This window comes from Halomonas sp. M1 (assembly GCF_029581375.1).
In the GTDB taxonomy this organism is placed as follows: domain Bacteria; phylum Pseudomonadota; class Gammaproteobacteria; order Pseudomonadales; family Halomonadaceae; genus Vreelandella.
Window position 1 is genome coordinate 2,301,737 of sequence record NZ_CP121119.1, and the last position, 13,758, is coordinate 2,315,494.

General features: G+C 54.7%; 15 protein-coding genes. 3 read left to right on the forward strand and 12 right to left on the reverse strand.

The window, feature by feature from the left end; all coding sequences use genetic code 11:
- Positions 1-270: 270 nt before the first annotated feature.
- Complete coding sequence (locus P8S54_RS10535) at positions 271-1,185, reverse strand: AEC family transporter (RefSeq protein WP_281441707.1); 915 nt, start codon at positions 1,183-1,185, stop codon at positions 271-273.
- 61 nt (positions 1,186-1,246) lie between these two features.
- Between P8S54_RS10535 and P8S54_RS10540 the strand changes: the two genes are divergently transcribed.
- On the forward strand, positions 1,247-1,795 hold the full coding sequence (locus P8S54_RS10540) for a hypothetical protein (protein WP_281441708.1): 549 nt from the start codon (positions 1,247-1,249) through the stop codon (positions 1,793-1,795).
- A gap of 5 nt (positions 1,796-1,800) precedes the next feature.
- Complete coding sequence (locus P8S54_RS10545) at positions 1,801-2,406, forward strand: SCO family protein (RefSeq protein WP_281441709.1); 606 nt, start codon at positions 1,801-1,803, stop codon at positions 2,404-2,406.
- 14 nt (positions 2,407-2,420) lie between these two features.
- Here P8S54_RS10545 and P8S54_RS10550 read toward each other — a convergent pair whose 3' ends face one another.
- From P8S54_RS10550 to P8S54_RS10580, 7 genes are all read right to left on the reverse strand, one after another.
- Entirely contained in the window at positions 2,421-3,497 is a 1,077-nt protein-coding gene (locus tag P8S54_RS10550) for a PHB depolymerase family esterase (protein WP_281441710.1), read from the reverse strand.
- A gap of 3 nt (positions 3,498-3,500) precedes the next feature.
- A complete protein-coding gene (locus P8S54_RS10555; RefSeq protein ID WP_281441711.1) occupies positions 3,501-4,181 on the reverse strand; it encodes an FKBP-type peptidyl-prolyl cis-trans isomerase in 681 nt (226 codons plus the stop codon).
- 134 nt (positions 4,182-4,315) lie between these two features.
- Positions 4,316-4,759: a universal stress protein gene (locus P8S54_RS10560; RefSeq protein ID WP_281441712.1), complete on the reverse strand. Its 444-nt coding sequence runs from the start codon at positions 4,757-4,759 to the stop codon at positions 4,316-4,318.
- Between the two features lie 21 nt (positions 4,760-4,780).
- Positions 4,781-6,064 (reverse strand): TRAP transporter large permease, encoded by a 1,284-nt coding sequence (locus P8S54_RS10565; protein WP_281441713.1) that lies wholly within the window; start codon positions 6,062-6,064, stop codon positions 4,781-4,783.
- Positions 6,065-6,081: 17 nt separating this feature from the next.
- Positions 6,082-6,669 (reverse strand): TRAP transporter small permease, encoded by a 588-nt coding sequence (locus P8S54_RS10570; protein ID WP_281441714.1) that lies wholly within the window; start codon positions 6,667-6,669, stop codon positions 6,082-6,084.
- 245 nt (positions 6,670-6,914) lie between these two features.
- Complete coding sequence (gene dctP / locus P8S54_RS10575) at positions 6,915-7,961, reverse strand: TRAP transporter substrate-binding protein DctP (RefSeq protein ID WP_281441715.1); 1,047 nt, start codon at positions 7,959-7,961, stop codon at positions 6,915-6,917.
- A gap of 205 nt (positions 7,962-8,166) precedes the next feature.
- Positions 8,167-8,739 (reverse strand): TIGR02444 family protein, encoded by a 573-nt coding sequence (locus tag P8S54_RS10580; RefSeq protein ID WP_281441716.1) that lies wholly within the window; start codon positions 8,737-8,739, stop codon positions 8,167-8,169.
- A gap of 29 nt (positions 8,740-8,768) precedes the next feature.
- Between P8S54_RS10580 and P8S54_RS10585 the strand changes: the two genes are divergently transcribed.
- The gene (locus tag P8S54_RS10585; RefSeq protein ID WP_281441717.1) at positions 8,769-10,715 is read left to right on the forward strand and encodes an ATP-binding cassette domain-containing protein; all 1,947 of its coding nucleotides are present in this window, start codon (positions 8,769-8,771) and stop codon (positions 10,713-10,715) included.
- Between the two features lie 19 nt (positions 10,716-10,734).
- Here the strand turns inward: P8S54_RS10585 and dtd are convergent, their stop codons facing one another.
- The 4 genes from dtd to thiD all read right to left on the reverse strand — a co-directional run bounded on the left by dtd (position 10,735) and on the right by thiD (position 13,756).
- Entirely contained in the window at positions 10,735-11,172 is a 438-nt protein-coding gene (dtd, locus tag P8S54_RS10590; protein ID WP_281441718.1) for a D-aminoacyl-tRNA deacylase, read from the reverse strand.
- Positions 11,173-11,250: 78 nt separating this feature from the next.
- On the reverse strand, positions 11,251-11,832 hold the full coding sequence (locus tag P8S54_RS10595; RefSeq protein ID WP_281441719.1) for a chalcone isomerase family protein: 582 nt from the start codon (positions 11,830-11,832) through the stop codon (positions 11,251-11,253).
- Positions 11,833-11,931: 99 nt separating this feature from the next.
- Positions 11,932-12,777 (reverse strand): universal stress protein, encoded by an 846-nt coding sequence (locus tag P8S54_RS10600; RefSeq protein ID WP_281441720.1) that lies wholly within the window; start codon positions 12,775-12,777, stop codon positions 11,932-11,934.
- 157 nt (positions 12,778-12,934) lie between these two features.
- Positions 12,935-13,756: a bifunctional hydroxymethylpyrimidine kinase/phosphomethylpyrimidine kinase gene (thiD, locus tag P8S54_RS10605; protein WP_281441721.1), complete on the reverse strand. Its 822-nt coding sequence runs from the start codon at positions 13,754-13,756 to the stop codon at positions 12,935-12,937.
- Positions 13,757-13,758: the final 2 nt, after the last annotated feature.

Consider the following 13,758-nt stretch of genomic DNA (forward strand, 5'->3'; position numbering starts at 1 on the left):
CCCAAAAGTGACAAATAAGCGTAATGGTGATCAACAAAGAGGAGGGTAACTAGAAAAAGAGTAGCTAGAAAAAAAGAAGCCGCTCCAAGGGGAGCGGCAAAAGACCGTGACTAGCAATGAGAGGGAGAAACCATGACAGAAAATGAGTTGATACTGCTTACCAAGTATCTGTCGAGGTTCGTGGCGTCTCATCAAACGCCGACAATCACAATATAATCATTCTCATTTAATCTGTCAACACAAATGCGAATAGTTTGTATTTATTTTTAGCTAGACCACCAATTTCAGCCAAAAGGGCAACGTCAGCATTGCCAACAGCGTTTGCCCGGTAATAATCGCAGCCATCATCTCCGCGTCGCCACCCAGCTGACGAGCCAGGATGTAAGCTGACGTCGCCGTCGGCAGTGCGGCAAATAAAAGTGCTACATCGCGGCTTACCGCATCCAGCCCCATCGACCAGGCCAGCAATAGAACAAACGCTGGCATTAACAGCAGCTTGACACTGTTGGTGGCCATGACGCCTCGGTCAAACCTCAGCAGCGCCGACGGACGCAGTGCTACGCCAACAGCCACTAGCCCTAACGGCAACGCCGCACGCCCTAGCAGCTCCACGGTGTCTTGACTCCAACCGGGCAAGCCCATCCCCGTCAGGTTTAATGCGATACCCGCTAGGCAGGCCAGTATTAGTGGGTTTTTCGCCAGCGCTATGGCGCTTTGACCCATACTTGCGCGCCCCAAGGTGCCTGCGGCGACAAAACTTGCAACACACATTACGTTAACCACCGGCACCATGATGGCCACCGCCACCGCTGCCGTCGTGGCGCCAAGGCTGCCATGTAGCGCCGCGGCACCGGCCACGCCCACGTAGGTATTGAAACGCACCGCCCCCTGAAACACTGACGTAAACGCCGCAGGCGATAACCCCAACCAAGCGCGAAAGTGCCACAACCCAAGGCCAAACAGCCCCATGGCACCTAATAGCACCAGCGCTAGCCGCCCCACGGGTACTTGGCTTACATCCGCGGTGGCAAGTGTGCTTACCAGCATGGCTGGGAACAGCACAAAATAGATTAAGCGCTCCATTTGTGGCCAAAAGGTAGCGTTGGGCCAGCGCCCATAACCAATCGCAGCCCCTAACAAAATCAATAAAAACAGCGGCCCTAACGCACCAGTGATACTCTCCATGGTCGTTCCTTAGTAAGTGCGACATCCCAGCACAGCGGACATCTGCGCGATTGCTGTTACCATGAGCCCATCTCCGCCTCACGGCCTGCGTAGCGACTATTCTGCCATGAAGAAATTGTCTAAACCTGTCTACTTTACGGGTTTTCCCGCACTTAAAGTGCTTATTCTTGTGACCGGCTTAGCCCTTGCCGCCTGCACATGGTACGTGTTTGCCAACTCGCTGCGGGACGATAGCGATGTCACTTGGTTTGCTCCCAACGCTGGCTGTGATTTACACACCCACCCCTGCACTGCCATGCTCGGCGACAAAGGGCGAATCACGCTAACGGTAGATACCGATGGGCGTATTGAAGCGTTGGAGATTGTGCCGCTGGAAGTACACGTAGAAGGTATTGACGCCCAACATGTTAGCGTTGATTTTATCGGCCGAGATATGGATATGGGCCTACACCGCTTTGGCTTAACCGCGACCGCCGCTGATTATTTTTATGGCCAAGGTCAGGTAGGTATTTGTACGCAAGCCGTTATGCCGTGGCGTGCGCGTGTCATACTGGATACCCCAGAAGGAAAGTTGGGAAGTTGGTTCGACTTTGACGTGATTCGGAGCTAATAAGCATGGCAGCTAGAACAAAACGTAAACCCCTGTGGCTAGGCCTGGGGCTGTTGGTCGCACTGGTGATAATCAGCCTTATCGGTCTCTACCAAACAACCCTGAATAACGATAGTGGCGAGCCAGCAGGCGGGGCCATCGAGATGCCTTCGACCCACGGCGATTTCTCTTTGGCGCAGCTTGATGAAGGGGATATTGCTATTGTCTCGTTTGGCTATACCTACTGCCCCGACGTATGCCCCATCAATCAAGCCGTTAAACGCCAGGCGCTTGCCCAGTTAGACGAAACACAGCGCGAGCGCGTACTGCCCCTATTAATTACCGTCGATCCAGAGCGTGATACGCTTTCGCGAATGGAAGAGTACATGCAGTTTTTCGGAGACGAATTTATTGGCTTAGTGGGAAGTGCCACACAGCTTGAAGATGTAGCGGCGCGCTACGGGGTCATCTGGCGCCGGGTAGAAGCACCTGATTCAGCGATGTCATACACCATTGATCACAGCGCATCGCTCTTCCTGGTAAACCGTGAGGGCGAGATTTTGCAGCGAGTACTCTACTCGCCCACGCCCCACGCCTTAATATCAGCATTGGAAAACGAACTGGATGGATGAGCGATGATGCCGCGTCACTCCTGGTGAGCTGACGCGCTCTCCTCTGTCACCTCATCTTCTAGCCTGTCCAGCATGGCCATTAATGCCTTAACTTGTGTGCCATCGCGGGTGTCGTGAAGCGGATTTATCTGCCAAGTACTTTCGGCAAAGCCCCACCAGTCCCAGCACCCTTGAGGGTTAGCCATGCTACTTTTGGCCTGAGGGTATAACACCACCTGCCGATACTCTTCCGCCCAGTGGTTTAAGCCGCTGTGACGAACAAAGGTATCGCCAATGGCATCAACGCTCATTTGGCAACCATGCAGTGCAACGGACACCGGGCAGCCGCCCGCCTCGCACGCCTCGGGTATAAACACATAGCCTGTATCCGCCAGCCCTTTTACCGCAAATTCCGACTGGTCAAACGCCACGAGCTCACCGCTACTTGGTGAAGAGGGGCGCTCGGGATAGAGCCACGACAACATCTCGCTGGCGACGTCTTCATTGCAGGCCAACACATGGCTTCCACCACCCTGACGGCAGCCACCCAACGCCTGAGGGTCTATGGCCGCTTCTTGGGGCAACCGCACCGGCCACCCATGACCGGTATCCTCGCTTTTAACCCAGCGAAGCTGCTCTTCCGGTGAGGCAAGCCAAGCTTCCCACTGCTCCGCTAGCAGGCTTCCAAGTTCAGGCGTGACCACACTGTCCTCGGCGCCATGCCAGATATAGGCGCGCAGTTGGCTGAGTCCCTCCTGGCTGCCCACCAGCTCTTGCGCGGCGTAACGCTCCCGCCGTGCATCCAAGTCATCCAGGGAAGGTAGGCCACGGCGGGTTGTCATGCACTGGTTAAGCGCAAGGCTTAATGCCCCTTGGGCACAGCTCCATGGCCCAGCGGCCAGCACCCCAACACCGCTAAAACGCTCGGGCCATGCCACCGCCAGTTGCGCTGCCATATAGCCCCCGGACGATACGCCCAGCACGCTGGCCTGGTCACTATCGGCACTTAATTCGGGCAGAGGGGCCGGAGTCTCAGCATAGGCAGCGCTGCTGCCCAGCATAATAAGCGCGCCCATCAGGCAACGCACAGAAGCAGACGGGGCTGAGCGCATGGCTTACTCGACGCCTAGTAGTTCAACGCGGAACGTCAGCATTTCGTTCGGACCGATAGGGCCTTGGCCGCCTTCACCGTAAGCAAGCTCGGCAGGAATATACAGCATCCAGCTATCGCCAACGCTCATTAGCTGCAGCGCTTCTTGCCAGCCTTCGATCACTTGATCTACTTGGAAGCTCACCGATTGACCACGCTCAAAGGAGCTATCGAACACGGTGCCATCCAGCAGCATGCCTTCATAGTTAACTTCAACCGTGTCTTCAGCGCCGGGTGTCGCACCGTCGCCAGACTCCAGCACTTCGTACTGCAGGCCGGAATCCGTTACTTCTACCTCATCGCGCTCGGCATTTTCAGCGAGGAAAGCTTCACCCTCTTCTAGGTTCAGCTGGGCAATTTCAGCGGCTTCCTGTTCACGGGCCTGCATTGATTGCGCTTGGAAATCCACCAGCGCTTCCATCATCTCTTCTTCGTTAAGCGCTAATTCATTGCCCTCAAATACATCGCGCATGCCGTCAGTGAAGGCATCGAGGTCAAGATCTTCGATATCGGCTTGCATGCTTTCACCTAACGTCACCCCCAAGCTGTAAGCAAGGCGCTGTTCGTCAGTTTCAGGAGCCGCCGCCGCAAAAGGCGCAACCAGTAATAAACCCGTTAATGCGGTTGAAGAGAGCAGTGCTTTCATGAAAAAAACCTTATTCAGGGGCGCAGTACGCCAAAAATTTAGTGCCTTAAAGACTAACACCCGCCGCCCCAGGCTGCATTACCTGAAACGGCGGGTGATTATCAGACCGCAGATGTGAGCAGAGGTTTAGCGAATTAAACCACGAGTGTAGGGCAGTGTGCCGCACCCGCTACCCGCTGAGAAACACTGCCAAGCAGTAGGTTCTTCTCACCGTTGGTACCCTGGGCGCCAATCACAATTAGATCGCACTCTCGCTTGCGGGCAAAACGCACAATTGTGCGCGACGGGCGTCCGCCTTTCACAAAAGCCCTAACCCTAACGCTGTCGGCACCTAACTCTATCGCGTAGGACTTAGCGTGTACCGCAATTTCAGTCGCGTACTCCTTCAGCGCGTCATCGGGGATGTCGAGCTTGTTAGGCCGCACCATGGAAAGCGACGCCTCAAGCAAGCTGTGGTGCTTAAATACACACAGTAGATAAAGCTCAGCGCCGGTTAGCATATGTAGGCCAATGGCCTTTTCAAGCGCCTTGATTGCCCCTTTTGAGCCATCCACGGGCACTAAAATGCGGTTAAACATGCGCGTTATCCTTGTGGTGGTTTAGCGGAAGGCAAGGTCTCGCAAGAACAGTGCAATCTGCGGATACGCAATAATAAGTGCCGCTGCGGAAACCAGCATAAAGATGAAAGGCGGCGTCCCTTTTATCACTTCCCAATAGGGTCGTTTGAATATTGCGATGGCCGTAAATATATCGCACCCAAAGGGCGGCGTGGCCGAACCTATCGCCACTTGGAGCGTGATCAACACCCCTACTAGCACCGGGTCAAGCCCAGAAGCCGCAATGGCCGGCGCAAAGATCGGCGTAAGGACCAAAATCACCACAATCGGATCAACGAACATACAGGCGACAAAGAACGCAATGGAAATGGCGATCAATACGCCTACCGGCCCGGCTTCGTTAATACCAAAGGCGCCTAATACCGCTTGGGGAATCTGGGCAAAAGAGATAATCCAGGAGAACCCATTGCCTGCAGCCACCAGAATAAATACCACCGCGGTAATCAAGCCCGTTGATTTGGCAATGGTGAACATATCCGGCAGCTTTAAGGAGCGGAAAATCACAAACTCAAGCAGCACCGCATAGAGAACACAGGCTGCCGCAGCTTCAGTCGGGCTGAATACGCCGCCATAGATGCCGCCCACAATCAAGACAGGAAAGCCCAACGGCCATAGCGCCTTTTGCACCGCTACCCCACGCTCTTTCCAGGTCGCTTTTGGCTCGGTAGGCACCTTATTAACGATGGCGTAAATGATGCAGTAGATTGAGAACATGCCCAGAATCAGCAGTCCTGGCCCAATACCGGCAATAAATAGCTCAGCAATGGAAGTTTGCGAAATAACCCCGTAAATAATCATGCCGATGCTAGGCGGGATCAGAAAGGCAATGTCACTGGAGTTAATAATCAGGGCAAGCGTAAAAGGATCTTTATAGCCCGCCTTGAGCATCCGCGGGCGAAGCGGCGAACCTACAGCGACAACAGTGGCCTGGGTCGACCCAGATACTGCCCCAAACAGCGTGCAGGAAGTAGCCGTACTTACCGCCAACCCGCCTTTGATATGCCCCACAAAGGTCATCACCATATCAATCAGGCGATTAGCCGACTGGCCACGGGTCATAATATCCGCCGCCAGAATAAACATCGGCACTGCGATAAGAGCGGTAGGGCTTATCCCGCGCATCATCTGTTGGATCAGGGTTTCCATTTGTCCTAAACCGCCAAAACTCATAAAAAAGCCCACAAAGGCGGCGGTCATTAGCGGAATCATCATCGGGAAGCCAAGCAGCAGCAGCACGATCATGATTGTAATTATCGTTGCAGTCATGTGTCGTTCCTCGCGGCCTAAACTTCCGTTTCGGTATCTTTATAGCCATCCACTACGTGGGTCGAGAGATAAACATCTTTCGAAATCACGTTGGTATAGGCCGTCATCAGGTACTGAATCCCCGTTACTGCAAACCCAATGGGCACCCATACGTACATCCACCATGCGGGAATACCGGTAGAAGGAAGACTGCGGCCACGCCCCATTACGGTATTGATATAACCCACGGAGTAGTAGCACAGCACAAACATTACCAGCGCAGTAAACAGGCTGATAAAAATCATCAGCCAGCGACGCCCGCCGGTAGGCAGCGCATCATAAATGGCCGACATCCGAATATGCCGGCCATGACGTGCGGCATAACCAATACCTGCAAAGGTCACCAACACGATTAACATGCGGTTTACTTCCTCTGAAAAGTGCAGGCTCTCTCCAAAAACAAACCGCCCAATAACGTTCGCCACGGTATTTACCGCCATCAAGATAATACCGGCACCCAGGATGACCGCTTCACCTTTACTGATCCAGGTATCCAGCACTCCAAGCGGGCCAGGCAACATGGAGCGATACTTTTTTTCGGCAATATCGTCTTCGCTCATATCCATCGCATTTGCTCCTCTTGGCTCCCCTGACGCTAACGACTGCGCCTTATTATTACGTCAGCATGGCTATCTAACGTCGTGATACGTCAGCTCGCTTCGGGTGTAGGTGGCTAATATATGTACGTCTACACTGTAACGAGTAACCACCACCTACCATTCAACGCTGATTGGCCGCACAACTCTTAAATGAAAAAGGGGCAGCCTACGGCCACCCCTATACAAACAACGCTCATCACTCTAGTGCGTGATTAGTTGCTTTGTACTGCCTCCAGGTCTTGCTTAAACTGCTCAAGCAGCGCAGCACCGCGCTCACCGGTTAGCTCTACAAAGCGCTCTTCAACCTGTGGAGCACGTTCGCGGAACGCTTGAATCTGCTCTTCGTTGAGACGGGTAACCGTCACCTCGTCAGATGCATCCTGGATTTTCGCCAGTGATTCATCCGCTAAGCCAGAGATATGGTCGATAATATGCTCATAAGCGGCTTCGGTAGCGTCACGCACCAGCTGCTGGTCATCTTCTGAAAGACCTTCATAAAAGTCTTGGTTAGCCATCATTGCGGTGGTGAACCAGCCATGACCAGTGAATACTAAGTTAGGAGAAACTTCGTAGAGACCACCAGACTCAATCCAGAAGATCGGGTTTTCCTGACCTTGTAGAATGTTGGTTTGCAGACCGCCATAAACCTCACCCCAGGGTAGCGGCGTTGGGCTAGCACCAAAGGCGCGATAGGTCTCTGACAGCAGCGGGTTGGTCATCGTACGAATATTTTTACCGCGCAGCTCTTCCGGCGTAGTAAACGGCTCATCAAGCGTTACTACCATTTCGCCTTCCGGGTACATCTTCAGCAGCTCAAGGCCCTGTTCGGCGTAAAGCTCTGGGAAGGTTTCATGAATAGCGGTACTGGTGTTGAAGAACTCAATAACAGTTTCTTCATCGGTGGGCAGCAGGTAAGGCACAAAGAAGATTTGTGCTTCAGGAATCAGCGACCCAGTGAAACCCGGTGATTGGTTAACGAACTGGAGAATACCCGCCTGGGTCTGCTCCATAATGTCGTCAGACTCACCTAGCTCGCCGAAACGGTATACCTGAACGGTATGATCGGAGTTCTCTTCGACGTACTCTTTAAACGCCATTGCGAAAACGTCTTGTACATCGCCTTCGTATTCTTCATGAGCGTAACGCCAGTTATCCGCCTGGGCAGCAGCGCTAAGGCCAAACAGCAGTGCGCCAACGCTAGCCGTGGTCAATAACTTTGTCGTTACTGAACGAGTCGAAAAAGTTTTTTTTGCCTTCATGCAGAGTTCCCCTTTCAGTGGTCAGCGCGCTATACAAATGCGCCAAAATCTTATTTTTTGAATAACGCAGTTTTCTATTTTGCTAGCTCACAGCGACTCTAAAACCAACGCATATCACCCCTGCTGATTAGTTAGTTATTGCTGTGATTTAGCAGATGATTTATTCAGCGTGTGCCGCGTTATTCAAAAATAGCTTAATTTCAGGCTAGCGTGATGAACCCAAGCGGTCAAGCTGGCAAGCCACTACCTCCAACGCCGACAACAGGTCTCTACGTGTGTGGCTCCTGTTTTGTCTTTGCTGATCAAACTCCAGAAAAAACAGCGTATCATGCAGCCATCTTGCGACTTCTGGCGGGCTGATTTGATTATTTGTTAATCGTTGATTACTCGCCGTGGCGTGCCAGGCCCATGCCTGCCAGCGTTGAAGGTTTTCACGCTCTGCTTGAAGCTCAGCCTGCTGAATGGTTTTGCGCAGCGTAGTAATGGAGTCACTTCCTTCCGCTTGCGGCTTAAGCTCACGACGCAGCGATCTTAGCGCCTCGGTGACCCGCTGCTGCCAGCCTAAACGCTCTTGACGGATGGTATTTAACGCCATAGGAGCAGCTTGCAAACCATGCTGATAAAGCCAGCTATGGAACAGCAATTCGCACACATCACCGCCTGCTTTGTCCTGTAATACGAGGCAAGCCTGCTCAACCCCGGGCTGGGCATAAAGTGCCAGTGCGAAATCCCACAGCGGAGCCTGCTGTAAGCGCTGTAATCGGTTAGAATCGAGCATTGATTTACCCACTTTTATCGGGAGAATGCATGATCGCACTGCGCCAAGTCGCCCTGCAACGGGGCACACAAACGTTACTCGATAACGCTGACCTTATGCTCCACAGCGGCATAAAGGCGGGCATTATCGGGGCAAATGGCGCCGGTAAGTCGAGCCTGTTTAAACTCCTGCTAGGCGAGCTTGGGCCCGACCAGGGCGACGTTGAGATGAGCGGTGGTCAGCGAATTGCCCACATGGCCCAGGAAGTAGACGCCCTAAACCGCCCCATTGTTGAGTATGTACTGGATGGCGATCACGCGCTGCGTCGTGCACAGGCAGACCTGCTGGCCGCTCGCGAAGCAGACGATGCGCACCGGGAAGCCGAATTACATGGGCTGATCGAAACGCTGGATGGCTACACGGCCGAATCACGGGCGGCTCAGCTGCTGGTGGGGCTTGGTTTTGTACAAGCCGATCTTAAGCGCCCCCTGTCGGACTTTTCCGGTGGCTGGCGTATGCGGGTGAACCTAGCGCGCACGCTGTTTATGCCTTCCGATCTATTACTGCTTGATGAGCCGACCAACCACCTGGATCTTGACGCCCTGCTTTGGCTAGAACAGTGGCTGACTCGCTACCCAGGCACGCTGCTGCTGATTTCTCACGACCGTGACTTCTTGGATGCTGTGTGCGATCACATCGTCCACATGCATCACCAAACGCTTGAGCTTTATCGCGGCAATTACTCCCGCTTTGAGCGCACGCGGGCTGAAAAGCTTGCGTTGCAACAAGCAGAAGCCGCCAAGCAGCAGGCCCGGCGCGAAGAAATTGAGCGCTTTATTGCACGCTTCCGCGCCCAGGCAACCAAAGCGAAGCAGGCACAAAGCCGCGTAAAAATGCTGGAGCGCATGGGAGACATTGCCGTCGCCCACACTGATTCGCCTTTTCACTTCACCCTGCCTGCCGCCGACAAAACATCCCACCCGCTCCTGGTACTTGACCAAGCCACCCTGGGCTATCGCGGCGACGCGGGCGATGTCGCGCAGCTAGAGAAGGTCAACATTACCCTGCTGCCCGGCAGCCGTATCGGCTTGTTAGGCCCCAACGGAGCGGGTAAGTCGACGTTGATCAAATCACTGACCGGTGAGCTTGCGCTGCTCGAGGGTAAGCGAGTGCCTGGGGAGCATTTAGCCATTGGCTATTTTGCCCAGCACCAGCTGGAAAGTCTCGACGTGACCACAACGCCCTTTGTGCATGTGCAGCGTCTCTCACCCACAGCGAGCGACCAAGACATTCGCAATTTCCTCGGCGGCTTTGGCTTTAAGGGCGATGATGCATTTGGCGAAGTGGCTACTTACTCTGGTGGTGAAAAAGCGCGTTTGGCACTGGCGTTGGTTGCCTGGCAAAAACCCAACCTACTGCTGCTCGATGAGCCTACTAACCACTTGGACTTGGAAATGCGCGAAGCGCTTACCGAGGCACTGGCAAGTTTCGAGGGTACGGTGATTCTGGTCTCCCACGACCGCCACCTGCTGCGCGCGACGGTGGATGAGTTCTGGCGGGTGGCCGATCACCGTGTGGAACCCTTCGACGGCGATCTTGACGACTACCGGATATGGCTGAAGGCGCGTTTGGAAGAGAGCCGCCGCGATGGCCGCAGTGAAAAAAGCGAGCGCCAGGGCCAGCAGCCAAACAGCGACCGCAAAGCTACCCGCAAAGCGGCGGCGGAACTGCGCGAGAAGCTGCGGCCGCTGAAAAAACAGCGCGATCACGCTGAAAAAGCCATGGAAAAAGCTCAGCAGGCGCTGGAAGAGGTCGAATCCGTGCTCGCCGACCCCGCGCTCTACACCGATAGCGCTCGAAAGGCTGAATTAACCCAAGCGCTTGCCCAGCAAGCAGACATTAAGGCGCGTTTAGACGGCGCCGAACAGACCTGGCTCGCCGCCGAAGAAGCGCTTGAAGCCATGGAAGCCGAGCTACTGGCAAGCGAAGATACCTAACTTGGTGGGCGGACAGCCCTTAGCTTTCCAGCAGAAACGTAACCGGCCCGTCGTTCACCAGTGCTACCTGCATATCAGCGCCGAATTGGCCGGTTTCAACCTTGGGCCAAGCAGCGTGGGCTTGGCTAACTAAGTAATTAAACAGTCGCTCCCCTTCCCCCGGGGGAGCTGCGCTAGAGAAGCTGGGCCGCAGCCCCTTGCGGGTATCAGCGACAAGGGTGAACTGGGAAACCAGCAAAAGCCCCCCGTCAGCCTGCTGCAGGTTGTGGTTCATCTTGCCGTCAGCATCGCTAAATACGCGGTAGTGCAGCAACTTGTGAAGTAGCTTATCGGCCTCTGTCTCGCTATCGCGCTTCTCCACCCCTACCAACGCCAACAGCCCGTTGTTAATATCACCGACTACGTCGCCATTTACCGTGACGCTGGCACTTTTTACCCGTTGAATCAGTGCTTTCACGCTTTCCCCTTGCATGATTCTCTACAGTGAGGACAGTGTAAGCGCCGCCACCCGATTCAACCAAAACTCACCGCGCATTTAGTTCTGGCCCAACAATGCATCACGAAAGCCTTCACCAAGCGGACGTTCGCCCAACCAGATACTAAACATGGCGCTGGCAAACTCGGCGCTATCGTCTTCAAAGAGCGTTTCACCATTAAGCCCAAGACGCAGTTGCTCGCCGTCCCAGCTCAACAGGTAGCGGTCGCCGGGCACAACGTCGCGATAACGCTGGTTAAATCGCTCAAGGGGCTCCTGAATCTGGTTGAATTCATAAAGCGTTAGCGACGCTTTTAGCGACTCTTCGGTCGCTTTTGCGAAGTCGCTGGCATCAATGGCGTGAAAGTAAGCAAGCTCCAGGCGGCGCGGCACGTTGCTTAACGGCTGCGGCTGCTCTTCACCTTCAAGCTGATAGTAAGCCCCTGCGTAAGCGGTCCAGATCATATAGCGAAACACTCCGCTGCCAAGCAGCCGATAGCGCTGGCCGTTCTCCTCAACAACACGGTCAAAGCGTTCACCACGCTCGGTAACGCTATCGGCTAAGGCCGCTGACGCAAAAAGCGCCATACCGGCCATCAGTATGACGCTTGCGATGCTGCGATTAAGAGTAATAAGGGGCACGGTCAAAACCTCCGGGTTGAGTGGCATAAGGGGCGGCCTTTTTGGCCCTACACCTCAGCTATACATACAAACTCAACTCATAAAGGTTCCGTATCACTTTCACCACGCACGGCACAGCATTAAATCGCAGTGGGGTTCGTTAAGCAGCATCTCGGTTAACTGGCTGGTGTGATGGGGCTGGCCACGACTTCCGATCATCACTAGGTCAGGGGTGTGGCGCTTCATGTAATCGTGCAATACGTTGCAGGGCTGGCCCTGTTCCAGCACAAGCTCTATATCAGGCACGCCATCAAGCTCACGCAGCAGGCTCTCGACTTCGTTATCCAGTGCTTCGCGTAACCGCGATACCTCGTGGTCGCGCCACTGGGCGTAGTAAGCTTGCGAGCCAAGCTCACGCTCGCCGGGCAGGCTCCAGGCATGGAGTAACGTCAGCTTTGCTTCAGGAAAGCGAATTAACGCCTCTTTTAAGGTTTGACGAGCCGCCAGCGAAAAATCAATGGGCACCAAGATATGTTGCCAGGGCTGGGTGGGTAGATACGACGCTACTACCACCGGGCAAGGCGCGCTGCGCAGCACCCGCATCACGGTGGTACCCAAGAGCAGGTCTTTCTGACCGCGCTTACGGTGCATCCCCATAATGATCAGCGAAGCATGCCGCTCATGGGCTTCGCGGACGATCTCCACATGGGGGGAGCCTACTAGCGTCTGAATCATTAGTGCGGGGGCTTCTAACGCATAGTCCTCACGAAGATCCGTCAGCGTGGCGCTAATGTCTTCACTGACCGCGCGCTCCACCTCATGCAGAACCCGATGAGGCAAGTAGGGATCGAGTACGTGCAAAATATCGAGCTGGGCACCCTGAGCGTAAGCGAGGCGCAGCGCTCGGGCAAACGCAGCGCGGTTATCTTGGGAAAGGTCAGTGGCAAACAGCAGGGTCTGAGACACAGCACAACTCCTTGGCCGAGCAGTCGGCGCAGTCGTAAGACAAGCAGGCACTCTTCAGCATGGTGCTCGAATGCGCATACCGCAAGCAGGCACTGCCCTAACCTTGGCTGTTCTGTTCGTTTATCTGCGCCAGGACAATATGTCCATCGTCACTCAGTCACCACCAGGCATGAAAATGGTGCACCGGGCCACGCCCTTTACCAACGCTTAACCGCTCACTCTCTTCTAACGCGGTGTGTAGCCACTGTTTTGCCTCACTAATGGCCGCTATCGGCGCCTCAGCGGCGGCGTCTTGGGGCAGCTTGGCCAAGCACGCGGCAATCGCTGAGGAGAGTGCGCAGCCGGTTCCGTGCAGGTTTTTGGTAGCAATACGCGAGGCCGGTAGCCATGAATGACCGCCGGGTGAGGCTAATAGGTCGGGGCAGGTTTCGCCCCGCAAATGCCCACCTTTTAACACCACATAGGGTGTGCCTAGCTGGCTGAGCCCTGGCAGCATAGCTTCCATCTCATCTAGCGTGGTGGGCGACGCAGTGCCCAACAGCACCGCGGCCTCGGGTATGTTGGGGGTTATCACGTCGGCTAACGGCACCAAAATATCGCGTACCGCACGGATACCAGCATCATCGACCAAGATATCACCACTTTTTGCCACCATCACCGGATCCAGCACAATCCAGCGGGGGCGGCGCGTACTCAGCACATCAGCAATAACCTCGGCCACGTCGCGGCTGGCCACCATGCCAATTTTGACCGCATCCACGCGAACATCGTCCAGCAGGTGTTCAAGCTGTTCACGAATGGCCTGAGGCGAGACAGGGTAAACGGCGGCCACGCCGCCGGTGTTTTGTACCGTTAGTGCCGTTATCACGGTGGTACCGTATACACCCAACGCAGAAAACGTTTTAAGGTCTGCCTGGATACCTGCGCCACCGGAAGGGTCGGAGCCTGCGATGGTCAATACATTGGCTATATGAGTCATAT

Coding starts and splice junctions, on each gene's coding strand:
- P8S54_RS10545 (WP_281441709.1), top strand. CDS start 1,801: ATGGCAGCTAGAACAAAACGTAAACCCCTGTGGCTAGGCCTGGGGCTG.
- P8S54_RS10555 (WP_281441711.1), bottom strand. CDS start 4,181: ATGAAAGCACTGCTCTCTTCAACCGCATTAACGGGTTTATTACTGGTT.
- P8S54_RS10585 (WP_281441717.1), top strand. CDS start 8,769: ATGATCGCACTGCGCCAAGTCGCCCTGCAACGGGGCACACAAACGTTA.
- P8S54_RS10565 (WP_281441713.1), bottom strand. CDS start 6,064: ATGACTGCAACGATAATTACAATCATGATCGTGCTGCTGCTGCTTGGC.
- P8S54_RS10580 (WP_281441716.1), bottom strand. CDS start 8,739: ATGCTCGATTCTAACCGATTACAGCGCTTACAGCAGGCTCCGCTGTGG.
- P8S54_RS10550 (WP_281441710.1), bottom strand. CDS start 3,497: ATGCGCTCAGCCCCGTCTGCTTCTGTGCGTTGCCTGATGGGCGCGCTT.
- thiD (WP_281441721.1), bottom strand. CDS start 13,756: ATGACTCATATAGCCAATGTATTGACCATCGCAGGCTCCGACCCTTCC.
- P8S54_RS10560 (WP_281441712.1), bottom strand. CDS start 4,759: ATGTTTAACCGCATTTTAGTGCCCGTGGATGGCTCAAAAGGGGCAATC.
- P8S54_RS10540 (WP_281441708.1), top strand. CDS start 1,247: ATGAGCCCATCTCCGCCTCACGGCCTGCGTAGCGACTATTCTGCCATG.
- dctP (WP_281441715.1), bottom strand. CDS start 7,961: ATGAAGGCAAAAAAAACTTTTTCGACTCGTTCAGTAACGACAAAGTTA.
- P8S54_RS10535 (WP_281441707.1), bottom strand. CDS start 1,185: ATGGAGAGTATCACTGGTGCGTTAGGGCCGCTGTTTTTATTGATTTTG.
- P8S54_RS10570 (WP_281441714.1), bottom strand. CDS start 6,669: ATGGATATGAGCGAAGACGATATTGCCGAAAAAAAGTATCGCTCCATG.